Below are 24,325 nucleotides of genomic sequence, written 5' to 3' on the forward strand. Positions count from 1 at the left end.
CTGACCTCTTGAATGCCATTCAAGCGCTCTCCCAGCTGAGCTATACCCCCATATAACCGGAAACCCTTGATTTTACTGAGTTTCCGGGGTTTTGATTAAATTGTCATTTCCTCGCGTTGAGGGGTCGTCACATGCGGTTGCTGGCGCTCCCAGCTGAGCTATACCCCCAAGTGGTATGTCCTGCAACGGACAACAACGATATATTACCAGATGTTTTCCCTTCTGTCAACATCTTTTTTCAATTTTTTCATTTTTTCTTTTTTGGGGGAACAGGCACCCAAAAAGCACATGTTCCCCCAAAGAAAAACTTAGTCCTCGCCGCCCATAAGCAGGTACATAACTGCCTTCTGAGCGTGCAGGCGGTTCTCCGCCTCGTCAAAGATTTCCTCCGCGTGCTCTTCAAACACGTCGGCAGTGATCTCCTCACCCCGGTGGGCGGGCAGGCAGTGCTGCACCATGCAGCCGGGGTTGGTAAGAGCCATCAGCTCCTTGTTCACCTGATAGCCCACAAAGGCCTTCTCACGGATGGCCTTCTCCTCCTCCTGGCCCATGGAGGCCCACACATCGGTGAACACCACGTCAGCGCCCACAGCGGCCTGCTTGGGATCGCGGCAGAGGGTAAACTTAAAGTTGGGGTCGCTCTTGGCAAAAGCCAGCACATCGGGATGGGGATCGTAGCCCTCGGGGCAGGCCACTGCCACTTCCATGCCGGTCTTCAGGCCACCCACGATCAGGGAGTTGGCCATGTTGTTGCCGTCGCCGATGTAGCACATCTTCAGCCCTTCCAGCACCGTCTTATGCTCCCGGACGGTCATCAGGTCGGCCAGCACCTGGCAGGGATGGCAGAAGTCGGTCAGGCCGTTGATGACAGGGATATTGGCGTGGGCCGCCAGGGTCTCCACTTCCTCCTGGGCAAAGGTACGGATCATGATGCCGTCGCAGTAGCGCAGCAGCACCCGGGCGGTGTCCTCTACCGGCTCGCCCCGGCCGATCTGGCTCTCCTTGCTGGAGAGAAACAGGGCGTGACCGCCCAGCTGGTACATGCCGGTCTCAAAGGAGACACGGGTACGGGTGGAGTTCTTCTCAAAAATCATGGCCAAGGTCTTACCCTTGAGCTTATCGTGAGCAATACCATGCTTCTGGCTAAATTTCAGCTGGTCGGCGGTGTCCAGGATCTTCAGGATCTCCTCGCCGGTCAGGTCCAGCAGCTTCAACAGGTCTTTTTTCATCGTCTATTCCCCTCTCCAGCGAAAATCAGTGGGTCAGCATGGTGCCGATGCCCTCGTCGGACAGCAGCTCCAGCAGAATGGCGTGAGGTACGGTGCCGTCCAGGAAGGTGGCGGACTTGACGCCGGAACGCACCGCCTCCACACTGCAGTTCACCTTGTGCACCATGATCTGAGAGATTGCTCCGGAGCGGATCAGAGCGGGCACCTTGGACAGATGCAGCTCGGGCATGGGGGCGCTGGGAGCATCGGGATTCTGCAGCATAGACTCCTTGTCAGTGAGCTGGATGAGCTTCTCCGCACCCAGAGCCACTGCCAGCTTGGCAGCCGCCACATTGGCGCTGACAGAATAAACGTTAGCCAGACCGTCCGCTCCCTGAGCCACGGTAGCGATGACGGGGATATAGCCCTGATTCAGGAAGCTGTTCACCATCGTCACATCTACCTTCACCACCTCGCCGGTGCGGCCGTAGGAGGGGCTGATGGTCTTGGCGGAGAGCAGGCCGCCGTCGATGCCGCACAGGCCAATGGCCTTGCCGCCCTTCTGATTCAGAGCGGATACCAGGCCCTTGTTCACCTTGCCGCACAGCACCTGCTGCACAACGTCCAAAGCGTCGTCGCTCACACAGGGATAGCCATCCTTGTACTGCAGCTCCATTCCAGCGTCCTTCAGAGCCTCCTTGGCCTCAGGGCCGATGCCGTGGACCAGCACCACCTTGATACCCACCAGGCGCAGCATGATGATGTCCGACATCACCGCCTCCCGCAGTTCCGGGTCGGTCATGGGTACGCCGCCGCAGTTGATAACTACTATCTTTCCATTATACTGCTGGATGTAAGGCAGGGCTTCGGTAAGCACTTTTGCACGATCCAGATTTGCATCCATAATAAGTTCCTCCCTCTTTATGTATGAGCCGGGCCCGGTCACTCCACCCTCAAGCCGGTGGTTTCCGGGAAACCCAGCATCAGATTCAGATTTTGAATGGCCGCCGCAGCCACCCCTTTGCCCAGGTTGTCAAAGCGGGCGGTGAGCAGGGTCTGCTCCTCCCGGCCGCAGACGGTGATCTCCAACCGGTCGGTGTTCGCCATGGTGTTGGATACCAGCCGGGGGCCTTGTGTTCCAAAGGGTGCCACCGATACCAGCGCTTGATCCTGGTAGTAGCTCTGGAGCATCTCACAGATGTCCTGGGCCGTGGGCGTTCCCCGCAGCAGCCGGTTCTGCAGGGTCACCGAGGTGGCCATACCGCTGTACATGTCGCTTAAAATGGGGACAAACACCGGGGGATACTCCAGCCCGGCGATATGCTGCATCTCATTGAGATGGTTGTGGCGCAGCTCCAGAGAATAGAGAGCCGGGGCCGCCAAAGCCGGATCCCGGTTGGGATCCTCAAACTCAGCGATCATGTCCTTTCCCCCACCCGAGTAGCCGGTAATCGAGAAACAGGACACCGGATAGTCCGGGGGCAGCATCCCCATCTGTACCAGCGGGGCTACCGTGGAGAGAAAGCCTGAGGCATGGCACCCGGGGTTTGCCACCCGCTTGGAAAAGCGGATACGCTGACGCTGACCGGGGAGCAGTTCGGCAAAGCCGTACACCCAGCCCGGCGTAGTACGGTGGGCTGGAGAGGTATCGATGATGCGGGTGTTGGGGTTATCCACCAGCTCCACCGCCTGGGCCGCCGTCTCCTCCGGGAGACACAGAATAGCCAGGTCCGCCTCGTTGAGCAGCTTGCGCCGCTCTTCCACATCCCGGCGTTTCTCCGGGTCAATAATCAAAAAGTCCAGGTCGCTGCGGCGGGACAGCTGCTCATACAGCCGCGCTCCTACCACGCCGCCCTTTCCGTCAATAAATACCTTTGGGTTCTTGCCCATGAGGATCATCCCTTTAAGTGGTGTAAGAGGGGCGGGGCCCTCTCCGTTCCCCATTGTACCCCCCGTCCCTCCTGACCACAAGAGCCTTTTTTACTTCTGGGGCTGATGCTCCTGGATAAATTCCTCGATCAGAGAAATCTGCTTGAGCACCGACTCCTTGGCAGGACCACCGTAGACGGTACGGCCGTTGACGCAGTGCTTGAGGGCCATGGCCTCGTACACGCCCTCATCGAAGAGGTCACAGATAGCCCGGAAGTCCCGCAGAGTGAGGGTATCCAGGGTCTCGTGGTTCTTGATGCACAGGTTGACCAGCCGACCCACGATCATATAGGCCTCCCGGAAGGGCAGACCCTTCTTCACCAGGTAATCGGCGCAGTCGGTGGCAGTGATGAAACCGCCGTCAGCCGCCCGCTCCATGTTGTGCCGCCGCACGGACAGGGTGTTCACCATGGCCGCAAACACAGGCAGACAGATTTCCACCGTGTCGATGGCGTCAAACAGAGCCTCTTTATCCTCCTGCATATCCTTGTTGTAGGCCAGAGGCAGACCCTTCATCATGGTCAGCAGGGTAATGAGGGAACCATACACCCGGCCAGTCTTGCCCCGGACCAGCTCGGCCACGTCGGGGTTCTTCTTCTGGGGCATGATGGAGGAGCCGGTGGAGTAGGCATCGTCCAGATCCACAAACTTGAACTCCCAGGAGCACCACAGGATGATCTCCTCAGAGAACCGGGACAGGTGCATCATCAGGATGGACAGGGCGGAGAGCAGCTCGATGGCGTAGTCACGGTCAGAGACGGAATCCATGGAGTTGTCGGTGGGCTTCTTGAATCCCAGAGCCTGAGCGGTGGCAAAGCGGTCGATATCATAGGTGGTGGTGGCCAGAGCGCCGGCACCCAGAGGGCACTCGTCCAGCCGCTCCAGGCAGTCCTCCAACCGGGTCACGTCCCGCTTGAACATGTTGGCGTAAGCCATCATGTAGTGGCCGAAGGTGGTAGGCTGAGCCCGCTGCAGGTGAGTATAGCCGGGCATAACGGTATCGGTGTGCTCCTTGGCCTTCTCCACCAGCACCTGCTCAAGATCCAGGATCTTCCCGATGATAACAGGGATTTCCTCCTTCACGTACAGGCGGGTATCCACAGCCACCTGGTCGTTCCGGGACCGGGCGGTGTGCAGCCGCTTGCCGGCATCGCCGATGCGCTGGGTGAGCAGAGTCTCGATGTTCATGTGGATATCTTCGTTGTCCACGGAGAACTCCACCTTATCCGCTTCAATATCCTCCAGGATGGCCTTCAGGCCGTCCACAATCGCTTCCACCTCATGCTCCTCGATGATGCCCTGCTTACCCAGCATCTGGGCATGGGCGATGGAGCCGGCGATGTCCTGCTTATAGAGCCGGGCATCAAACTGGATGGAAGAGTTAAAATCATTGACAAGAGTATCGGTCTCCTTCTGGAACCGACCAGCCCAGAGCTTCATAACATTCTCTCCTTTGATATGCGAAGAGCGAATGACCTGCGGCCATTCGCCTCGCAGAATTTCCGCCGCAGCAGAAATAAATTTTTAAGCAGTCCGAAGGCGAAGTAACTTCGCCTTCGGACTCATATTATTCCGTTTCGTCTATGCGTGACGGCCCAGACGCTTACTTCAGCTTTCCCTGCTCCCGCATGGCCTGAACAGTATCGGGCAGGCCCCACAGGTTGATGAAGCCGGTGGCATCGTCCTGGTTGTAGTCGCTCTCCTCGAAGGTGACCAGATTCTCAGAGTAGAGGGTCTCAGGAGAGGTGACGGAAGAGGTGATGATGTTGCCCTTGTAGAGCTTGAGCTTTACAGTACCGGTAACATGCTTCTGAGTGTCGAAGGCAAAGGCGGTGAGAGCCTCCCGCAGGGGGGTGAACCACTTGCCGTTGTAGATGAGGTCGGCAAAGTCAACCGCCAGCTTGCTCTTCATGTGCTTGGTGTCCTTGTCCAGGGTGATCATCTCCAGCACCTCGTGAGCCTTATAGAGGATGGTGCCGCCGGGAGTCTCGTACACGCCCCGGTCCTTCATACCAACCAGCCGGTTCTCCACGATATCCAGGATACCGATGCCGTTCTCGCCGCCCAGCTTGTTGAGCTTGCGGATGATATCGCTGGCCTTCATCTTCTCACCGTCGATGGCAACGGGCCAGCCCTTCTCAAAGTCCAGGGTCACATAGGTGGCCTTGTCGGGAGCCATGGCAGGGGACACGCCCATCTCCAGGAAGCCGGGCTTGTCGTACTGAGGCTCGTTGGCGGGATCCTCCAGATCCAGGCCCTCGTGGCTCAGGTGCCACAGGTTCTTATCCTTGGAGTAGTTGGTCTCCCGGCTGATCTTCAGGGGCACGTTGTGAGCCTCGGCGTAGTCGATCTCCTCGTCACGTCCCTTGATGTCCCACTCTCTCCAGGGAGCAATGATCTTCATCTCAGGAGCGAAGCGCTTGATGCCCAGCTCGAACCGGACCTGGTCGTTACCCTTGCCGGTGCAGCCGTGACAGATGGCGTCGGCGCCCTCTTTCTTGGCGATCTCAACCAGCCGCTTGGCAATGATGGGCCGAGCAAAGGCGGTACCCAGCAGGTACTCCTCATACTTGGCGCCCATCATCATGGAGGGAACGATGACATCGTCCACCATCTCATCGGTGAGGTCCTCGATGTACAGCTTGGAAGCGCCGGTCTTGATGGCCTTCTCCTCCAGTCCCTCCAGCTCGTCGCCCTGACCCACGTCAGCGGCAACCGCGATGATCTCGGGGTTATTGTAGTTCTCCTTCAGCCAGGGGATGATGATGGACGTATCCAAACCGCCGGAATAGGCCAGCACTACTTTTTTAATCTCACTCATGATCTTCTTCCTCCCAATTCTTTGGTTTGGCCCATCGGAGGGGCCTTCCTTTGTGTTGGCAATAGTCTACCACCGAGAGAATAAAAATGCAAGATTGAATTGGTATAATTATTCGGTATTTTCATTGTTCTTTCAGTGCATAACGTATAAAAATGAATATTTTCTGTTTTATTCATCCGTTTATTTCCATTGTTTAGAATTATTATTCATTATATCGCATTTTAAAATTATTGACAAACAATAATTTATATGGTATCTATAAGTTAGAATTATCGAATAACAATAATCATGGAGGTGCATACCATGAAAGCACGCCGTATAACCGGGCTGATCTGTGCCGCTGTTCTGGGTATTTTGGCCGGATTCTGGGGTGGAAGCGGGACTGGCGAGGCCTTATTTTCCCTGTCCACCCAGGCTGGCGAGGGACTGCGGGCGTTGTCCCTCACCGGATTTTTGGGCAATTTGTCTGCCTGGGCCATCATACTGGCTGTGAGTTCTCTGCCGCTGCTCCTACTGAAGCTTCCCAAAGGACGGGGCGCACTCACCGGGACTGATACTCTGCTCCCCCTCAGTTCCCTGCTGATTTTTTTAGCCCTCTTCTTTTCTGTCAACCCCACCCTGCTCAGCAATCCACTGCCTGAGTACCGGATCTTGGGAGCGGCAGGCGGCGCCCTGTGTGCGCTGGTCTGCTGGCTGGTGCTGCGGCTGCTGGAGCCTCTGGACCGCCAGGATACTGCCGATCTGGCCCGACTGCTGTCGGCGCTGCTCACCGCTTGTGCCCTGGTGCTGGTCTTTGCCGTTGCTTTCCAGTCCACCTTCTCCCTTCTCACAAAAACCCAGGCGATTCAGCAGGGAAATACCGGTGCACCCGCCGCTGCTCAAACCACCATTTGGATCCACGGCCTGCTGGCTCTGCTCCATGCCATCCCCAGTCTGTTGGGAGGAATCGTTCTGCTTTGGGGCAGTGATCTGGCCCGCATCATGGTCCACGAGCCTTTTGAAGCGGAATCCCTGGCTCAATGTGAAAAAACCGCCCGCGGCTGCCGTCAGGTCATCCAGACCGCCGTCCTGCTCTCCCTTGGAAGTAATCTTTTCCAGCTGATGGTAAGTTCCCTCCTCACCAGCCAGGAGTACTCCCTCTCCCTTCCCCTCTCCACTCTGGCTCTGGCTGCCGCTCTGTTCCTTTTGTGCCGCTGTATTCAGCAGGGCAAGGCACTTCTGGATGACAACCGTTCTATTATATAAGGGGACAGCCATGGCAATTACGGTTCATCTCAGCGAAGTGCTGAAGGCGCGGAACATGACCTCCAAGGAGCTATGTGCCAAGGTCGGCATTACCGAGGCCAACCTGTCCATTCTCCGCTCCGGCAAGGCCAGCGGCGTGCGCTTTCACACCATCAACAAAATTTGCTACTACCTCAACTGTGACGTGGGAGATATCCTGCGCTTCGACGGACGATTGGAGGAGGACGATGAATAAACGGTTTCGGACAGGCATTTTGATTCTGATTCCCGTTATCCTGCTGGCTCTGCTCAGTCAGATCTCCCTGGCCCAGCCGGAGGAAACTCACGCTTGGGAAAACCATCTGGTGGGTTTTTATCTGGTTCGGGAGACCATGAATTCCGGCCCAACCTCCATCGGCGATCCCAAGGCCGGCTGGGAGGAAAAAGGAAGCAGCTCCGTCCACGCCAACGGTCTCACCTTTTCCATTCCAGATATGATTCTCAAGGCCAAAACCGATGAACAGAGAGAGCTGTACTTTCCCAATCTGGAGGGCCGACGCTTTTTCTTGGCGAAGGAGTATTATAACCCCGGCAACCTGGAGGAGTTTGCCTACCGACTGTACTCCGACCTGGAATCGGAAGGCCTTCACATGGAAGTCACCGACCTGGGGACCAACCACACCGTCTCCGGCACACTCTACTACACCGCTCCCCTTAATGATCCGGCCTGGACAGAGGACAACCAGATTTGGGCTGCCTATCAGGTCTGGCAGGAACCAGACGGCACCGTCTACCTGGAGGATGGCGGCAACAGCTATGGCGGCACTTTGGATTGCAGCATGACCAAGACGGTTACTTATCAGGAGGCCCGCAACGGGCAGACCACAGAGGAAAACACCCTGGACCTCACGATCAACTTTCGCTACATTTCCCGCCTGGAGCAGGTCACAGTGGAGCAATTTACCTCAGACAACCAGCCTGTGGCCTCCAGAACCATTCCCGCTCAAGAGGTGTTAAACGGCCTGTCTGAGCTCTCCATTTCTCTGGAAAGCAATGCCGCGTACACCCTTATCTGTGAGCATTATGCGGATGGCACCATGCAGCGCACCTTGCTGGAGCGGGAGGATGCCCCCGTCTCCCACACCTGCTGGGCGGCGGAGGAGAGCGGGCTGACCATCCCCCTGTTTCTTACGCTGGAGCCCTGACCGCCGCGCTCCCGTTCCTCACTTGCTGCCGCGCAGGCCAGATTCTGCGTGTTCACGGATCATAGGAGGAGAACAATGAAAAAGTTTCTGCGAAGGACCATCCCTCTCCTGATTCCCATTCTTCTGCTGGCTCTGTTCAGTCGGGTCCCTCTGGCTCAGCCGGAGCAAACCGTCCCAGAAGAAGCCCGTCTGGTCGGCTATTATCTGCTGCCAGACGAACTGGTGCCCCCCAACTGGGAATCTGCAGAAAACGGCTGGGAGGAATACAGTTCCCGCATAGCCTATATCAATGGCTTAGAACGCATCCTTCTGCCCTAGACTGTTCTGAAAGCCCAGAAAGACGAGGATGGGCAATACCGCTTTCCCGGCCCGGAAGGCCGCCGTTTCTTCCTGGTCCAGGAACAGAACATGGTGGACGGCAATCCCGAGGCAACGGTTGAGCTGCACTCTGACCTATCTCAGGATCGCTACGAGCACGGAATCAATGTCACAGAAAACAGCACGTCCTACATTTTATCCGGTACCCTTCACTACACCACCCCCCTCGCTCGTATAGAAGATCAGAGTTGGAGTCCCTACTACGTCTATCAGAGTTCCGATGGGATTGTTTATCTGGTCAACGAAGGAGGCGGCACAACCGGTGCGGGCGGTATCACATTGAATACGAAATATTCCGAAACGCTCGACGATCAAGTAACTCGGGAAAATATTCTGGATATCACCGTCAACTTCTCCTACGTCCCACACCTGAAGCAAGTCACCGTAGAGCAGTTTACGCAGGACCAGCAATCCATCACCACCCAAACCATCTCCCTCCAGCAGGTACTGGCGGGCCAGGATGCTCTGGACCTCACTTGGGAGGACCATGCCGCCTACGCTCTGGTTTCGGAGCAGGCCGACGACGGCAGCATCACCTACACCGCCCTGACCCCCAGCGAGGAAGATGCTGTCCATACCTCTTATTTCCCCCTAGACAGCGGATTGACTACTCCCTGTACCATTACCATTGGTTAAAAAGAGCCGCCTGCAAAAACGCAGGCGGCTCTTCATATTTCAAACTTTATTCCGGGCGCTTGGCCAGCAGGTACCCTACGGTGAAGGCCAGGGGCGGCAGAAACAGTCCCATGATCTCCTGACTTGCCTCACGGGCAGCGTAGGTAATTCCACTAATCTTCTCCAGCAAAAGAGGAACCCCTGTGGCCAGTATGGTTCCATCCAGCAATAGTTTCTGGAACACCGTAGCCCCCAGGCCACAATTCCCACAGGCAACGATTCCGTGATACACCGCCAGTATCAGGGCCAGGAGAATCACATCCACTCCCGCGGCCATCCACAAAGATTTCACGGGGATATAAGGTTGCTTCTTCCGGGTCAGGCCGCCAGCCATCAAGGGAATGAGCAGCGCTATCATAATGGCTGTTACGTCATACCACAAATCGCTGGTGCCCATAAAATACCACAGGATCCCCAGCATCATCCAGCCGAACAGCAGAACACTGGTCACTACGTGTCCCGCCCAGAAGCCCACCAAGGCAGGAATCATTTGTTTTTTCATTCCGGTCTGGCCTCCTCCACCGGAGAGTAGGCCTCCTCTTCACCCCAGGGTTGTTCCTGAATGCAGCCGTTCTCACCGATACTCCCCCGCCACAGCACCTGGCTCAGTGACCGGTCGTAGCTGTCTTTCAGAGAAAGAGCCAGAGTGATCTGATCTCCCACCTTTAAATTCAGACCGCTCAGGTCCACCTCCGGTCTCCAGTACATAGAAAAATAGGTATCATTTGCATTCTCCACACTGGCGCTGGGGATGTCCTCCACCCAATGGTCCAGCTTGTCGTTGACAAAGACGCCTAGCTGGGCGTTCACGTAGATGGGTTCTGTGAGCAGAGACATCTGGTCGAAGGTCACGGTGTACTCCAGCGGCACTACGGTTCCCTTGGGCAAATGTCCTTTCTCCAGCTTTTTGTCCGTATAGGGGGATGCGTAGAGTACCCGATGCTCGGGCTGCAAAGAGTATCCCTTCCGCATTTGAATGACCTGCCCCACCGTCTGAGTGCGATTCTCTCCGTCTATCTGGAAGGTGAGAGAGAAGTCAATGGCGTCGCTGAGAGGACAGGTAATCCGGGCAGAAAAGGTCTCGCCCCCCTGGTTCTCCGCCTGAACAGAGACCGTTTCTCCCGCGCTGCGGGCAGCCAAAATCACTGGAGTGTCCGCTGTGCGCTGTCGCAGTTGGACGTTCAGGTCAAACGTAGCCGTATTTTCCCACAGATTTACCTCTACCGCTGTATAGTCGAATGACTCCACCAGACTGGTGACCTGCTGGAGGGCGGCATTCACCTGCTGCTCCACCGCGTCGCTCACCGTGTTTTGAATCGTCATCATCTCATCCGTCATATGGCTGACAGTATGGTTGAGATCCCGGACCCACTGGGCAGCCACCGAGGCCAGCACCAGTACCACCGCTGCCGCCAGCACCCAGGGCCATTTCCGCCGTTGCCGCCAACCCTTAGGACGGGGCAGGGACTCAAGATACTTCTTTGCAATCGTCTCGGCCATCTCCAGCTACTCCTGGGTCAGCTCCCGGCTGGGCGCGGTCTCCTCTTCCAGCTCCAGCAGCTGGGCCAGGGTAATGCCGAAGGCTCGGCTGAGAGCCACACAGTTATTTACATCGGGTAGGGCACTGTCGCTCTCCCACTTACTTACCGCCTGGCGGGATACTCCCACCAGTTCTCCCAGGGCCTCCTGAGACAGCCCCCGCTCCCGGCGCAGGGCTGCGATCCGCGTTCCTAATGTCATGATCTTGTCCCTCCTCTCTGGTTTGACGGTAGCAAAAAGGAAGGGAATCGGCAACCAAATCTCCCTTCCTTTTTGTCAACCAAAGCTTACATCGCCGGTTTTTCTAACAAATTGTCTGCTTACACCTTGGTCATATGGGCGGCGGCGGACTTGAGCATGAGCCGCTTGGTGCCCACGTTGTCAAAGGCAATCTCTACCAGGGCGTCGCCCCCCATTTTCTGGATGGACAGAATCATGCCCTGGCCAAAGGCCTTGTGACGCACCATATCTCCCTTATGGAAGGCGGACAGGTCGGCACCGCCCTTGGGTGCAGCCGAGGCACCCATAGCCCGGGAGAATCCGCCGTAGTCCCGGCGCTGAGGCGCCCGGGGTTCCGGCCGCTGGTCATAGGGACTGCGCTCCGGCTTGGCATATCCGCCATAACCAGAGGTGCGGGAGGGCATCCCACCCCAGCTGTCGCCCCGATCCAGGAAATTCCGGCCGGAGCGCTCCAGGTGCTCCGGGGGAATCTCCTCCAGGAAGCGGGAGGGACGGTTGGCGCTGGTGCGGCCAAAGAGCATGCGCTGGCCTGCACAGGTGAGGTAGAGCTTCTCCTTGGCCCGGGTCATGGCCACGTAGCACAGACGCCGCTCCTCCTCCATCTCGTCGGGCTCTCCGATGGCCCGGATACCGGGGAAGATGCCCTCCTCAGCTCCCACCACAAAGACCACTGGGAACTCCAGGCCCTTGGCCGAGTGCATGGTCATCATCACCACGCAGTCCTGGTCCGGGTCGTGGCTGTCCAGGTCGGTATACAGAGCGATCTCATCCAAAAAGCCTGCCAAAGTGGGCTCGTCCCCGGCGTTCTCCATATATCCCCGGATGGAGGTCAGCAGCTCCCGGATGTTCTCCAGGCGGGTACGGTCCTCCACCGTGTTCTTGGTCTCCAGCATGGCCGCGTAGCCGGTGCGGATCATCATCTCCTCATAGAATTGGTCCAGAGGCAGAGTAGTCAGAAGCCCGGTCAGCTCCCCCATCAGGTTGGTAAAGGCCGCCAGCTTGGCCGCTGACCGCTCCAGTTCCGGATACATCCGGGCGTTATCGATGACAGCGTAGAGAGAGGCCCCCTCCCGCTGGGCGATGGCCTGGGCCGTCTCAATGGTCTTGGCTCCGATGCCCCGGGGCGGGTTGTTGATGATACGCTGGAGGCGCAGATCGTCCTCCGGGTTGTTTAGCACCGCCAGATAGGCCGTCATATCCTTGACCTCGGCCCGGTCAAAGAACCGGGTGCCGCCGATAATGCGGTAAGGAATGCCGCTGCGCTTGAAGGCGGTCTCCAACTGGTTGGACTGGGCGTTCATCCGGTAGAGTACCGCGTGGTCCTTCCAGACACGGCCCTTTCCGAAATCATCCAAAATCTGATTGGCTACGTACTGCGCCTCGTCGTTTTCGTTCATGGCAGTGTAGACCTGGAGTTTCTCCCCCTCCCCAGCCTTAGTCCACAGCTCTTTGCCTTTTCGGCCCTGGTTGTTGCGGATGACCGCATTGGATGCCTCCAGAATGTGCTTAGTGGAGCGGTAGTTCTCCTCCAAACGGATGGTGCGGCAGCGGGGGTACTGCTTTTCAAAGGAGAGGATGTTCTCAATGGTGGCTCCCCGGAAGCGGTAGATGGACTGGTCGTCATCGCCCACCACGCAGAAGTTCTCATAACCCCCCGCCAGGGTGGAGGCCAGCAGATATTGCAGATTATTGGTGTCCTGGTACTCGTCAATGAGGACGTAGCGGAATTTCCGCTGGTAATAGGCGCGCACCTCTTCAAATTGCTGAAGCAGCCGCACCGTGTGCAGGATGATATCGTCAAAGTCCAGGGCGTTGGCCTCCCACAGCCGGTGCTGGTAGTGGGTATACACCTTGGCGATTTTATTCAGGCGGTAGTCTCCACTCTTTTCGCTCTGGGCGGCGTAGTCCTCTGCCAGCAGCATCTGGTCCTTGGCCCGGGAGATGTAGCCCAGGACCGACCGGGGCGGGAACTGTTTGTCGTCCAACTCCAGTTCCTTGAGGCAGTCCTTGATGACCCGCAGGGAGTCGTCGGTGTCGTAGATGGTAAAGGAGGAGGCAAAGCCCAGCCGCTCAATATCCCGGCGCAGGATGCGCACGCAGGCTGAGTGGAAGGTGGAGGCCCAGACGTCCTCCGCCTCAGGGCCCAGCATGGCGGACAGGCGGTCCTTCAGTTCCCCGGCGGCTTTATTAGTAAAGGTAATGGCCAAAATCGTCCAGGGAGCCGCAGGGTCCAGGGCACACAGGGAGACCATTCTGTCCCGGTCCCCCTCTCCGGTTTTAGCGTAGGTCTCCAAGAAGTCCAGGTCCTCCGGAGAGACCCATTCGGGCACTTCCGCACTGTCCGAACCCCGGCCGTAGCGCATCAGGTTGGCAATGCGGTTAATCAGTACCGTGGTCTTTCCGCTGCCCGCTCCTGCCAGCAGCAGCAGAGGTCCCTGGGTCGTAAGTACCGCCTTTTGCTGCTCCGGGTTGAGGCGGGCAAAGTCCCGGGCAATGGCCGCGCGGCGCGCGGCAGCAAAACGTTGTTCCTGTTGATGATCCAGCATGGTGATCCGTCCTGTCTTTATAAGATAATTCGTGTCCTTCATTGTACCGAAAACCCGTCCCCGGGTCAACCGTGTGCCGCGCTTTGGTTTCCTCGCATTTTTTTGGTATGGTTTGTCCTTCCCGGGCATATACTTCCATTGAAAGTTCTGATATTGCAGGATAAGAATCCTCATCCTGCATCGACGCTTTCCTACATCCCGGACAAGCCCACATTTTGCAACTAATTTGTAACTCTTTTTTCATTCCCATGTAATCGCTTCGAAACCACCATGACAGCCCTATTTGATATACTGTTTATAATCCAAAGAATGAAAGGAGGGTTCCGCTGTGAAAAAGCTGATCCTGTCCCTGACTATTGTTTCCCTTCTTATCTTCCCCCTGGGCGCTGCCGCTCTGACCCAGTCTCAGCAGGAATCCCTCCCCGCCGTGTCTACCGAAGAGGTCCACGGCAACGTGCCCGCCCAGACCAATGCGGCTCAGGCTATGACCCCCGCTGTCCACGCTCTGGTGTTGGCTATGACGGAAAACCACCTGGACTACGATCCCAGCGACAGTGAGTTTCTGTGGACCAGCCTGTACTACATGCTCAGCCTCTATGGCCAGATGGATGAGCGGGCAGAATTCACCGACGACACCATGATTCTCCCCTCTGAGATGGTCCGGGACTATGCTGCCGCGCTCTACCCCGATGTGGCTCAGCTCCCCGAGATCCCCACTCCCATCTCCCAGCGGATCGCTTACTTCGCTTCCGATGACTCCTATCATCTGGCGCGGGGCGATGAGGCTCTCATTCAGGTCACGGTGGATGACACTCAGACCCAGGACAATGGACAGGTAATCCTCTCCGGCCGGATGACCGCTCTGGAGGATGGCAGCACCCTGTACACCTTCCAGTCCACCTTGAGCCCCCGGGACACCATGTTTGGTTTTATCATTGATTCTTTGACTATCTCTGCGTGAGTTTCTCCTTTGGAAAGACGCCCGATGTGAAACCATCGGGCGTTTTTCCTGGCCTTCCCCGGCTTTCCCCTTGTGATTCCCGGTTTACTGTATTATAATAGCTGTGCGTTGGCGTCCGCACCGAGTATGCGGGCTGAAATTTGTATTTTTTGAGGTGTTTCTCTATGAACCCTGATATCCATGATTATATCCGTCCCGGCAAGCGCGCTCATCTGGTGGGCATCGGCGGCGTGTCCATGTCCCCTCTGGGCGAGGTGCTCCACGGCGCAGGGGTAAACATCACCGGCTCCGATCTCCACGAGAGCGCAACCGTAGCCCATCTGCGCTCTTTGGGCATCCCCGTGGTCATTGGCCACCTGCCCGAGAGCGTACAGGGAGCAGACTGCGTCATCCGTACCGCCGCCGTCCACGACGACAACCCCGAGATCGCCGCCGCCCGGGCTGCCGGTATCCCCGTCTTTGAACGAGCCCAGGCCTGGGGCGCCATTATGCGCCACTACCAGAACGCCCTGTGCGTGGCAGGCACCCACGGCAAAACCACGACCACCTCCATGTGTACCCACATCTTCCTGGCCGCCCAGCGGGATCCCACCGTCATGATCGGCGGCGTACTGCCCGCCCTGGGCGCGGGTCACCGGGTAGGTAAAGGAGACACCATCATTCTGGAGTCCTGTGAGTACTGCAACTCCTTCCTCTCCTTCTTCCCCACCGTAGCGGTCATCCTCAACGTGGATGCTGACCACCTGGACTTCTTCAAGGATCTGGAGGATGTGAAGCACTCCTTCCGCCGTTTTGCTCAGCTGGTGCCCCAGGGTGGCTGTGTGGTAGCCGATGGGGACGACGCCAACACCATGGACGCCCTGAAAGATCTGGACAAACCCATGCTCACCTTTGGACTGGAGCAGGGGGATATCCACGCGGCCAACCTCACCTGGAACAAGGGGCTGCCCACCTTTGATCTGATCTACAAGGGTGAGACTCTGGGTTCCATCTCTCTGCGTGTGCCCGGCATCCACAATGTGCGCAATGCGCTGGCCGCCGCCGGGGCCGCTCTGCAGCTGAATGTCCCCGTGGAGGCCATCCGGGAGGGTCTGTACGCCTTCGGCGGCGCAGGCCGCCGGTTTGAGCACAAGGGCGAGTACCACGGCGCGGTGGTCTATGATGATTACGCCCACCATCCCCATGAGCTCCAAGCGCTGCTGTCCACCGTGAAGACTCTGGGCTATCAGCGGGTGATCTGCGCATTCCAGCCCCACACCTACACCCGCACCAAGGAACTCTTTGACGACTTTGTGGAGGTGCTCAAGCTGCCCGACAAAGTACTGCTGGCTGAGATCTTTGCCGCTCGGGAGACCGACACTCTGGGCATCTCCTCCAAGGACCTGGCCGACCGCATCCCCAATGCAGAGTTCTGCCCCACGCTGGAAGATGTGACGGCCCGCTTCAAGGAGCTGGCCCAGCCCGGCGACCTGCTGATTACTGTGGGCGCAGGAGACATCTATCTGGCCGGAGAGGCTCTGCTGAAGCAGGCGTAATGCCCTCTCTTGAATATTGACACAGAAACGCGGTGCGGAGAAGAATCTCCGCGCCGCGTCTGTCTTACATCTTATACATCTGGCTGATGTTCTCTACATACTCTGCCATGGTGTTCACAACGTTCTCAGGCTCCAGCACCTTGGCCCGCTTCCCGAAACCGCAAAGCCAACCGAAAAACTGGGGACTGACTACCACCTGAATCCGTACGGTGAAGTGCTCCTCATCCTCGGGCACCAGCATGACCTCCTGGCCCAGCCGGTCCAGCACCGCTCCCACCAGCCCCCGATCAAAACGCAGGCGTACCCACACGGGTTCTCCGGAAAACATGCCAAATACCTGCCGGGCATACAGTCCCATGTCCAGGGCCGCATAGACCTCCTGGCCATCCCTTGGCTCCTCGGTGGTGCCGATCTGAGCCATCTTGTCCACCCGGAAGTGCTTAATGATCCCGGCCTGGGAGTCAAAGCCCACCAGGTAGTAGTTCTCATCATCCCAAGTAAGGGCGTAGGGGCTGATCACATACCAGTCCCCATTCCGGCGCAGCTGCCGCTGCTTTTCCATGTTGTACTCAAAGTAGTGAAAGCGGATCTTTCGGTTGGCGGCGATGCCCCGGTGGATCTCATCCACGTTGTAGTAGATGGATTCGTTCATGGTCTTGATCCGGTTTTTCACAAACACCTGCCGGTTGAGCTCCCGGGCCTGGTGGACACTGGCCAGCCCCTCGATTTTTTTAATGAGGCTCATGGTCTTTTTCTGCGTGATGAACTTGGAGGACTGTACGCTGTCCACCAACAGCTTCAGCTCAGGCAGTTCAAAATCCCGTCCGGCCACATAGCAGCCGCTGTTTCTTCCCCGTCCCGTCTGCACCAGGTCCAATCCATAGGTGCGCAGGGCCTCCAGGTCGTCGTAGATGCTTTTGCGCTCGGCGGAGATGCCCCGTTTCCCCAGTTCCTCAATGAGCTGTGCCACAGTGACCGGGTGGTATTCATCGGAATAACGCAGAAGATAGTCCATAATATATAAGATTTTCAACTTTTGAAAGGGTGCGCGGGCCATGCCTCTCCCTGCCTTTCTTCCCGTCTCATCTGCTGTACGGTATCGTTGCTTTTAGTTTAGCAAAGATCAAGTCCAATAATATGGACTCTTTTATCTGCTTCCCATGTCCTGCGTTCTGTGGTACAATGGCTCCAACAGCCCGGGACAAAGGAGGCATATGGGATGAACCGTCCGGAGCACTACGAAAGTGATCTGCTGTTCTACTTTGACGGCAAACCACGGGAGTTCTCCCTCTATCAGAGGTTATTTGAATCCGTGGAACAGGCCTTCCCCGACGCTTCGGTCAAGGTACAAAAAAGCCAAATCAGCTTTTACTGCCCCAAACTGTTTGCCGCTGCCTCTATCTCGGTACGCCGGAAAAAGGACTGGCCCCGGGAATGTCTGCTGGTGACCTTCGGCCTGGAGCGGCAGGTGATCTCTCCCCGCATCGCCGTAGCGGTGGAGCCCTACCCAAACCGCTGGACCCACCATGTGGTGGTCTCCCAACCGGAGGAGATTGACGGCAAACTGCTGGACTGGCTCTCCCAGGCGTATCAGTTTTGCCAGATCAAAGGCTTCCGGCGCTGAGTTATATCCAGTATAGGGCAGACCGGCCGCCTTGGCAAGGCGCACAGCCGTCTGTTATCCCAACACTACGAGGACCACATATGCAAATTATCATCTCACCTGCGAAAAAAATGGTGGAGGACCGGGACAGCCTGGCTCCCCGTTCAGTTCCCCAGTTTCTGCCCCAGACCAAACAACTTCTGAAGGTCCTGCGGGCCATGTCGCCCCAGGAACTCCAGCGTCTCTGGGGCTGCAACGACGCTATCGCCCGTCTCAATGTCCAGCGGCTGGAGACCATGGAGCTGGAGGGTGACCTCACCCCCGCGATTCTCTCCTACCAGGGGATCCAGTACCAGTACATGGCCCCCGGCGTGCTGGAATCCCAGGCTCTGGACTACCTCCAGGCGCATCTGCGTATCCTCTCCGGGTTTTACGGGGTGCTTCGTCCCTTTGACGGCGTCACCCCCTATCGGCTGGAGATGCAGGCCAAGCTGGCTGTGGAAGGGGCAAAGAATTTGTATGAATTCTGGGGCGACCGTCTGGCACAAACGCTGGCTGAGGAGGACGGCTGGGTGCTGAACCTGGCCTCCAAGGAGTATAGTCGCGCCGTTGCCCCCCACCTGCCCCAGGGGACGGAACTAATCACCTGCCGTTTCGGCATCTGGAAGGGCGGCAAGCTGGCCGAGCGAGGCACACAATGTAAAATGGCCCGAGGCGAGATGGTCCGCTGGCTGGCTCAAAACCAGATCACCCGCCGGGAAGACCTGCCCGCCTTTCAGGGGCTGGGCTACCGGTTTGACCCGAGCGCCTCTACCCCCACCGAACTGATTTTTTATACGGAAGGAGAATAAACCCAATGTTGGAAGTTGGAACGAAAGCCCCCGAATTTACCCTCCCTGACCAGGATGGCAATCCTGTCTCCCTGTCTGATTTTCTGGGCAAGAAGGTCGTGCTCTATTTCTATCCCCGGGACAACACCCCCGGCTGCACCCGCCAGGCCTGTGCCTTTGCCGGCGCATTTGGCCAGTTCAAGGCTTTGAACACCGTGGTCATTGGCGTGAGCAAGGACTCCACCGCCTCCCACCGGAAGTTTGCCGATAAGTATACCCTGCCCTTCACGCTCCTCTCCGACCCAGAGCTCACGGTGCTCCAGGCCTACGGCGTGTGGCAGGAGAAAAAGATGTATGGCAAGGTGAGCATGGGAGTGGTACGCTCCACCTATCTCATCGATGAGCAGGGCATGATCCAGGCAGTTATGCCTAAGGTCAAGCCGGACACCAATGCCGCGCAAATTCTGGAGCTTTTAAATCAATAAGGTTTGTTTTAAAAAACAGATCGGGCTTTTGCCCGATCTGTTTTTTTAATGGCTGGTATCCTGATATTCCGAGGGGCTGATGCCCACCACCTTTTTGAAGGTGGCGGAAAAATAGGTGATATCTTTGTACCCCACCTGCTGGGCCACCTCATATACCTTGACCCGGCAGTCCCGCAGCAGCTCCATCGCTTTGTGGATGCGGTAGCGGGTGAGATAATTGAGCAAAGTGTAATCGGTCTCTTTCTTAAAGGTATGACTCAGATGTCCCTCGCTGATGCCGATGGACTGGGCAATTTCCGCCACCGTAATGTTGGGGTTGTCGTAATGCTCTCCGATATAGCTCATCGCTTGGAGCACATATTTGCTCTTGTCTCCCTTTTTCAGCCCCGGGATGGCCGGCTCCCCCTGGGATGGTTCCATACGGCGGCGCAAAGCCTGCACGGCCTGCTCCAGCTCCCCATCATGAAACGGCTTGAGAAGAAAGTCCACTGCTCCCAGGCGCAGGGCGCTTTGGGCGTAAGCGAAGCTGTCGTAGGCGGTGAGTATGATGACAAAGGCGTTGTTTCCCGCCTCCCGCAGACGGCGCAGCATTTCGATTCCGTCCATTTTGGGCATCTTCAGATCGGTGATAATGAGGGTGGGGGCGTAGCGCTCAGCGGCCTGCAGTCCCTCTTCTCCGTTGGAGGCCTCGCCCACTACCACACAGTCCAGAGCGGCCCAATCCACTGCCAACACGATGCCCTTGCGGATCATCTCCTCGTCCTCCACGACCAGCACCTTCATCATAACGTTTCTTCCTCCCTTCGCAGCGGCAGGGTAGCGGAGATCACCGCGCCCTGGCCCGACGGGCCACAGGACAGATACAACCCGGACTCCTCCCCGTAATACTTACGCAAAATGGTATCCACATTATAAAGGCCCAAATGGCCTCGGGACAGCTCCCGGTCCCGGTGTGCATAGGCTCCCGCCATTTCAGGCGGCAGCCCCTTGCCGTTGTCCTCTACGGTGAGTTCCAGCATGGTGTCGGAACACTGGCGGGCACGCACAGTAATGCTTCCGTCCTTTTTCTCCTCCAGGCCGTGGAGAATGGCGTTTTCCACGATGGGCTGCAGCATCATCTTAGGTAACAGGCAGTCCTCCAGCTCTTCCGGAATATCCGTATGGAACTGAAACCCTCCGGACAGGCGGATGGTCTGGATCTCAATGTACCGCTCTACGATCTGCACCTCCCGGCGCAGAGGGACAAACTCGTCGGGCGAAATGCAAAAACGCAAAATATCCGCTAAGCTGGTGGACATAAGGGCCACCTGGGGCACCTGGTTGATTTTGCTGATCCACTTCATGGTGTCCAGGGTGTTACAGAGAAAATGGGGATTGAGCTGAGCCTGGAGCATGCGGATCTGCGCCTGGTTAAGCTCCCGCTGGTTTTCCACCAGTTCTTCCTGGTTGCGCTTTAACGCCTGCACCATTCCGTTAAACCGCCGGGCCAGCTCGCCCAGCTCGTCATCCCGGCCGGGCGGCACCTGAACGTTCAGATTATTCTGCACCACCTCATCCATGGCGGTGCGCAGACGCTGGATGGGGCGGAACATCTGGCGGCTGAGCTTTAGGCTCATCAACACAGAGATTCCGATACAAAACAGCGCACAGAAGGCGCTGACAGTATACAGCAGGCCCATGGTGGTGCGGTTCAGGGCCTGGGGCGTTCGCAACACCAAATAGAGTCCGGTGGGCTGGTGGTATTCCACCTGATAGGAGAACTCATCCCCGCTGCCGCTGAGAGGCTGCCCCGCCAATAGCCGCTGACGCAAAACAGGGGCCAGAGAGCTGGCCAGACTGGGCTGGGCACAATACACCGGCCGCCAGTAATGACTGAGCAGGATCAGGTCGTTCTGATTTCCATAGGCTCCCTCCATCAGCTGGCGCAGACCGCTCTGGTACAGGCTGACTACCAAATAGCCCGCCGTTTGACCGTCCCGGTCCTCCAGACATACTGCCCCCTGAAGCATGGGCTGGTTGGTCTGGGTCACATCCTGACAGGCGATGAGTTCCAGCTTTGTTTGCTCCCGCGCCTGCTGAAGCACCCCCCAGTTGGTGGGCAGTTGCTTTTGATCGGGCGCATTGTGGGTGGAATAGCGCCAGGTTCCCTGGGCGTCATACAGATCAAAGCGGGCATAGCTTCGGCTCTCCTGGGTGGCGCTGAACAGGCGGCTGTACACCTGGGTATCCTGAGCGTCCTGCTCCTGCAGCATCTGGACAAAAACCCGGTCCCCCCGGATCTGGCTGGCCGCTTTGGAGAGTCCCTCGTAGGTCGTGTCCAGAATGTGGGCCGCTCCGGTAAGATAGCCCGCCGCCTCCGCCTGGGCCGCATCGGTCATCCGCAGGCGAAAGATCTGCAGCAGCATAGCCGAGCACAGCAGCAGGGGTACCAGCGACACCGCTAAAAAGGCCACAAACAGCCGTCGGCGGAAGGAATGGGGCATGGATGTTCTCATAACTCCTCCTCCCCACCCAGATAGAAAGCCCAGCTCATGAGCAGGGATTCCCGCTCCCGGCTGGCCCACTCCACATCGTAGTCCACCAGCTTAAGTTCAGACAGAGGAACCAGGGTTTTCCCAGTCTCCACATCCTCACGCACCGGACGGCGGTAAAACTGCCGGGCCAGCAGCTGCTGTACGTCCAGACTGACGGTAAAATCCAAAAACTTCTCTGCATTCTCTCGGTGGGGCGCCCCGGCCACCAGGGCAGAACCGTCGGGAACGGAACTAGTCCCGTCGGAAGGATAGACCATCCCCAGGTCCTCCCCTGCTGCGATCCACTGCAGGGCCGTTTCCTCCAGAGTAATGCCTACCCAGTCGCTGCCCTGGGCCACCGCGCTGAGCACATCTCCCGAGCTGTCCAGCTGCCGGTCCTCCAGGCTGGCCGCCAGCTGAGGCAGACATTTCTCCGGAGGCTGCTCCATGGCATCCAGGTAGGTCACCAGGCTGGTGAAGCTGGACCCGGACACACTGGGGTCAGCAAAGGCGATTTTCCCCCGAAACCGGTCGGACAGCAGATCGGACCAGCTGGTGAGCCAAGTCGGGTCAACCAGCTTGGTATTATAGATCAGCACCACAGGAAGGGAAGAAAACGGCGTCCAAAGGTCCTTCTCCGAACGGTATCGCTCCGGAATCTGCGCTTTTTCCGAACAGGCGTAGGGCTCCAGACAGTCGGAATAGGACTCCAGACTCTCCACGCCGCCGCCAAACATCACATCGGCCCGAGGAGCCTCCCGCTCCTGCCGGATCTGCTCCAGAAGCTGGCTGCTGCCGCCGGTGACCACATCCACCCAGATTCCCGTGCGCTCCTCAAACTCCTTGACGATGGGCCACCACACTTCCTCTTTGTGGGAGGTATAGATAACCAGGCGCTCCTCCTCCGGCGGCATATATGAGGTATCCGCCGGTGTCGTGCTTCCGGCACACCCTGTAAGCAGGCACAGCAGCGCCGCCAATAGGGCGCCGGTTCGTCTCCTATTCACCTGCAGGCCCTCCCCTTTTAGAAATTCATCTAATTATAGCACGTTTTTCCAGGCTCTTTCATTAAATTTTCACAAGATTCTCAGTCCTTCATAAAAAAACGCAGTTTTGTCCCCTGTTCATTTGGACTCGCCCCGAATACAATAAAAGTACCATAGAACGTGGCGGTAAGCCAAGTGTTTTTGTTATTTTTTACAAAGGAGGAAACATCATGAAACGAGCACTGTCCCTGCTTCTGGCCGCGTCCCTCAGCCTAAGTCTGGTGGCCTGCGGTAAGACCAACGATTCCGGCACTTCCGGGTCCGGCTCCGGCTCCAAAGCTCCCACAGAGCTCTCCGAGACTCAGAAGATCATTCAGGAGGCCCAGGGCATGACCCTGGAGGAACTGGCCAAAAAGGCTATCGAGGAGTCCAACGGCAAGACCTTCTACGGCGTGGGCAACTCCAGCCGCGGCAAGAGCGCCCTTCCCCTGTTCATTGAGTACCTGCAGACCATCGACCCCAATTACACCATGGAGTTTGATTGGCAGCAGCCCAAGAACAACAAGATCTTCGATCAGCTCACCTCTGACTCGCTGAAGGATACCGGCACCTTTGCCATGACCCTCATTCAGGACGGTAACCAGATCGAGTCCAAGATGGTCCAGACCGGCATTCTGGACACCTTCATTCCCAAGGAATGGGCCGAGGCCAACAATACCACCGCCGAGGAGTATGAAGGCTTCCTGCCCCTGCAGACTCTGAACAAGATCTTCATGTACAATAACACCGGCTCCAAGACCTACGACAACTGCTGGGACTTCGTGGCCGAGGGCGAGCACGGTCTGTTCATGGACATCGACTCCGAGATCGTGGGCAAGAACTTCCTGTACATGCTCACCCGGGACGATTACGCCACCTGGCTGAAGGAGGCCTTTGATGCCCTCTCTGCCGACGAGCAGGCCTACTTCCAGCCCACCATCGACGCCATGGCCTCTGAGGCTGAGAGCCTGAACCTGGGCGAGAACGGCAAGTACGCTCTGGCTTGGATCAAGCTCTGGGTTGGCAGCTACAACGCCCAGACCGATGACGGCCCCATCTGCACCACGCTGGTTGATAAGTCCGCCACCGATCAGTTCGGCCTGTTGGTGTACTCCAAGCTGAGAAGCGTGGAGGAGTCCGCCTCCGTCTCCAAGAACAACATCACCGTGGCCGCTTACAACGACGGCTACACCGGCATCGGCGGCTTTGGCTACTGCCACTACCTGTTTGTCACCGACAACAGCCCTCTGCCCTGGACCGCCTGCGCCTTCATCGCCTACATGACCTGCACCGAGGACGGCTTCTCTGCCTGGGGCAAGGACATCGGCGGTTACTCCTCCAACCCCACCGTGGCGGCTGAGAACGAGGAGATCTATCACCACCAGACCGGCGGCATGGCCGAGGACGGCACCACCGTGGAGTTCGCAGCCCTCAACGACGCGGGTTACGACTGGTGGACCAAGGACGGCAAGCTGGTGCTGGAGGACCCCGAGTACTGCGCCTCTGTCTCCTTCACCGTGGGCAGCTGGATCGAGATGCTGGATAAGTACAGTGCCGGCTGATTTCTCTCCCGGAACCATTCGCCTGTCCGGGCCCTGCTTCCCCAAA

The 24,325-nt window shown here is 57.6% G+C and carries 24 protein-coding genes; 11 read left to right on the plus strand and 13 right to left on the minus strand.

Annotation, left to right across the window (positions count from 1 at the left end; genetic code table 11):
• Positions 1 to 308: 308 nt before the first annotated feature.
• From argF to ACLTXB_RS06050, 5 genes are all read right to left on the minus strand, one after another.
• Positions 309 to 1,229: an ornithine carbamoyltransferase gene (gene argF / locus ACLTXB_RS06030; protein WP_008980301.1), complete on the minus strand. Its 921-nt coding sequence runs from the start codon at positions 1,227 to 1,229 to the stop codon at positions 309 to 311.
• A gap of 25 nt (positions 1,230 to 1,254) precedes the next feature.
• Positions 1,255 to 2,112, minus strand: coding sequence for an acetylglutamate kinase (gene argB / locus ACLTXB_RS06035; protein ID WP_428226390.1), 858 nt, complete (start codon positions 2,110 to 2,112; stop codon positions 1,255 to 1,257).
• Between the two features lie 38 nt (positions 2,113 to 2,150).
• The gene (gene argC / locus ACLTXB_RS06040; protein WP_020989543.1) at positions 2,151 to 3,152 is read right to left on the minus strand and encodes an N-acetyl-gamma-glutamyl-phosphate reductase; all 1,002 of its coding nucleotides are present in this window, start codon (positions 3,150 to 3,152) and stop codon (positions 2,151 to 2,153) included.
• A 36-nt stretch (positions 3,153 to 3,188) separates the two neighbouring features.
• Entirely contained in the window at positions 3,189 to 4,577 is a 1,389-nt protein-coding gene (gene argH / locus ACLTXB_RS06045) for an argininosuccinate lyase (RefSeq protein ID WP_428226391.1), read from the minus strand.
• 163 nt (positions 4,578 to 4,740) lie between these two features.
• On the minus strand, positions 4,741 to 5,958 hold the full coding sequence (locus tag ACLTXB_RS06050) for an argininosuccinate synthase (protein ID WP_008980297.1): 1,218 nt from the start codon (positions 5,956 to 5,958) through the stop codon (positions 4,741 to 4,743).
• Between the two features lie 303 nt (positions 5,959 to 6,261).
• Here ACLTXB_RS06050 and ACLTXB_RS06055 point away from each other — a divergent pair, with 303 nt between their 5' ends.
• The 5 genes from ACLTXB_RS06055 (at position 6,262) to ACLTXB_RS06075 (ending at position 9,401) form a co-directional block, all read left to right on the plus strand.
• On the plus strand, positions 6,262 to 7,203 hold the full coding sequence (locus ACLTXB_RS06055; RefSeq protein WP_428226392.1) for a hypothetical protein: 942 nt from the start codon (positions 6,262 to 6,264) through the stop codon (positions 7,201 to 7,203).
• 10 nt (positions 7,204 to 7,213) lie between these two features.
• Positions 7,214 to 7,438, plus strand: coding sequence for a helix-turn-helix domain-containing protein (locus ACLTXB_RS06060; protein WP_008980295.1), 225 nt, complete (start codon positions 7,214 to 7,216; stop codon positions 7,436 to 7,438).
• Positions 7,431 to 8,387 carry a hypothetical protein gene (locus ACLTXB_RS06065; protein WP_428226393.1) on the plus strand — a complete coding sequence of 319 codons (957 nt, stop codon included), beginning with the start codon at positions 7,431 to 7,433 and terminating at the stop codon, positions 8,385 to 8,387. Before ACLTXB_RS06060 ends, ACLTXB_RS06065 begins: the two co-directional genes overlap by 8 nt.
• Positions 8,388 to 8,462: 75 nt before the next feature.
• Complete coding sequence (locus ACLTXB_RS06070; RefSeq protein ID WP_428226394.1) at positions 8,463 to 8,705, plus strand: hypothetical protein; 243 nt, start codon at positions 8,463 to 8,465, stop codon at positions 8,703 to 8,705.
• Between the two features lie 90 nt (positions 8,706 to 8,795).
• Positions 8,796 to 9,401, plus strand: a complete 606-nt coding sequence (locus ACLTXB_RS06075; RefSeq protein ID WP_428226395.1) for a hypothetical protein — start codon at positions 8,796 to 8,798, stop codon at positions 9,399 to 9,401.
• Between the two features lie 46 nt (positions 9,402 to 9,447).
• Here the strand turns inward: ACLTXB_RS06075 and ACLTXB_RS06080 are convergent, their stop codons facing one another.
• The 4 genes from ACLTXB_RS06080 to ACLTXB_RS06095 all read right to left on the minus strand — a co-directional run bounded on the left by ACLTXB_RS06080 (position 9,448) and on the right by ACLTXB_RS06095 (position 13,765).
• Positions 9,448 to 9,942, minus strand: a complete 495-nt coding sequence (locus ACLTXB_RS06080; protein ID WP_428226396.1) for a hypothetical protein — start codon at positions 9,940 to 9,942, stop codon at positions 9,448 to 9,450.
• Positions 9,939 to 10,940: a hypothetical protein gene (locus ACLTXB_RS06085; protein ID WP_428226397.1), complete on the minus strand. Its 1,002-nt coding sequence runs from the start codon at positions 10,938 to 10,940 to the stop codon at positions 9,939 to 9,941. Before ACLTXB_RS06085 ends, ACLTXB_RS06080 begins: the two co-directional genes overlap by 4 nt.
• Before the next feature lie 6 nt (positions 10,941 to 10,946).
• On the minus strand, positions 10,947 to 11,180 hold the full coding sequence (locus ACLTXB_RS06090; RefSeq protein ID WP_428226398.1) for a helix-turn-helix transcriptional regulator: 234 nt from the start codon (positions 11,178 to 11,180) through the stop codon (positions 10,947 to 10,949).
• 119 nt (positions 11,181 to 11,299) lie between these two features.
• A complete protein-coding gene (locus ACLTXB_RS06095; RefSeq protein ID WP_428226399.1) occupies positions 11,300 to 13,765 on the minus strand; it encodes an ATP-dependent helicase in 2,466 nt (821 codons plus the stop codon).
• 328 nt (positions 13,766 to 14,093) lie between these two features.
• On the opposite strand from ACLTXB_RS06095, the gene ACLTXB_RS06100 reads away from it, so the two are divergent.
• Both ACLTXB_RS06100 and murC read left to right on the plus strand, forming a co-directional pair.
• Positions 14,094 to 14,726, plus strand: coding sequence for a hypothetical protein (locus ACLTXB_RS06100; RefSeq protein ID WP_428226400.1), 633 nt, complete (start codon positions 14,094 to 14,096; stop codon positions 14,724 to 14,726).
• A 164-nt stretch (positions 14,727 to 14,890) separates the two neighbouring features.
• The gene (gene murC / locus ACLTXB_RS06105) at positions 14,891 to 16,261 is read left to right on the plus strand and encodes a UDP-N-acetylmuramate--L-alanine ligase (RefSeq protein ID WP_302667733.1); all 1,371 of its coding nucleotides are present in this window, start codon (positions 14,891 to 14,893) and stop codon (positions 16,259 to 16,261) included.
• A gap of 64 nt (positions 16,262 to 16,325) precedes the next feature.
• On the opposite strand, the gene ACLTXB_RS06110 is transcribed toward murC, so the two are convergent.
• Positions 16,326 to 17,276 carry a helix-turn-helix transcriptional regulator gene (locus tag ACLTXB_RS06110; protein ID WP_428226401.1) on the minus strand — a complete coding sequence of 317 codons (951 nt, stop codon included), beginning with the start codon at positions 17,274 to 17,276 and terminating at the stop codon, positions 16,326 to 16,328.
• A gap of 204 nt (positions 17,277 to 17,480) precedes the next feature.
• Between ACLTXB_RS06110 and ACLTXB_RS06115 the strand changes: the two genes are divergently transcribed.
• From ACLTXB_RS06115 to bcp, 3 genes are all read left to right on the plus strand, one after another.
• The gene (locus ACLTXB_RS06115) at positions 17,481 to 17,885 is read left to right on the plus strand and encodes a DUF5655 domain-containing protein (RefSeq protein WP_428226402.1); all 405 of its coding nucleotides are present in this window, start codon (positions 17,481 to 17,483) and stop codon (positions 17,883 to 17,885) included.
• A gap of 80 nt (positions 17,886 to 17,965) precedes the next feature.
• Positions 17,966 to 18,715 (plus strand): peroxide stress protein YaaA, encoded by a 750-nt coding sequence (gene yaaA, locus ACLTXB_RS06120; RefSeq protein ID WP_428226403.1) that lies wholly within the window; start codon positions 17,966 to 17,968, stop codon positions 18,713 to 18,715.
• Between the two features lie 5 nt (positions 18,716 to 18,720).
• Entirely contained in the window at positions 18,721 to 19,179 is a 459-nt protein-coding gene (gene bcp / locus ACLTXB_RS06125; RefSeq protein ID WP_008980284.1) for a thioredoxin-dependent thiol peroxidase, read from the plus strand.
• A gap of 45 nt (positions 19,180 to 19,224) precedes the next feature.
• On the opposite strand, the gene ACLTXB_RS06130 is transcribed toward bcp, so the two are convergent.
• The 3 genes from ACLTXB_RS06130 to ACLTXB_RS06140 are packed head-to-tail and all read right to left on the minus strand — an operon-like array spanning position 19,225 to position 22,699.
• Positions 19,225 to 19,965, minus strand: a complete 741-nt coding sequence (locus ACLTXB_RS06130; protein WP_110440947.1) for a response regulator transcription factor — start codon at positions 19,963 to 19,965, stop codon at positions 19,225 to 19,227.
• Complete coding sequence (locus tag ACLTXB_RS06135; protein WP_428226404.1) at positions 19,962 to 21,674, minus strand: sensor histidine kinase; 1,713 nt, start codon at positions 21,672 to 21,674, stop codon at positions 19,962 to 19,964. The genes ACLTXB_RS06130 and ACLTXB_RS06135 overlap by 4 nt, the downstream gene beginning before the upstream one ends.
• A complete protein-coding gene (locus ACLTXB_RS06140) occupies positions 21,671 to 22,699 on the minus strand; it encodes an ABC transporter substrate-binding protein (protein WP_428226405.1) in 1,029 nt (342 codons plus the stop codon). The genes ACLTXB_RS06135 and ACLTXB_RS06140 overlap by 4 nt, the downstream gene beginning before the upstream one ends.
• 209 nt (positions 22,700 to 22,908) lie before the next feature.
• Between ACLTXB_RS06140 and ACLTXB_RS06145 the strand changes: the two genes are divergently transcribed.
• Positions 22,909 to 24,279, plus strand: a complete 1,371-nt coding sequence (locus tag ACLTXB_RS06145; RefSeq protein ID WP_151075552.1) for a hypothetical protein — start codon at positions 22,909 to 22,911, stop codon at positions 24,277 to 24,279.
• Positions 24,280 to 24,325 lie beyond the last annotated feature (46 nt).

Source organism: Flintibacter sp. (assembly GCF_046973065.1).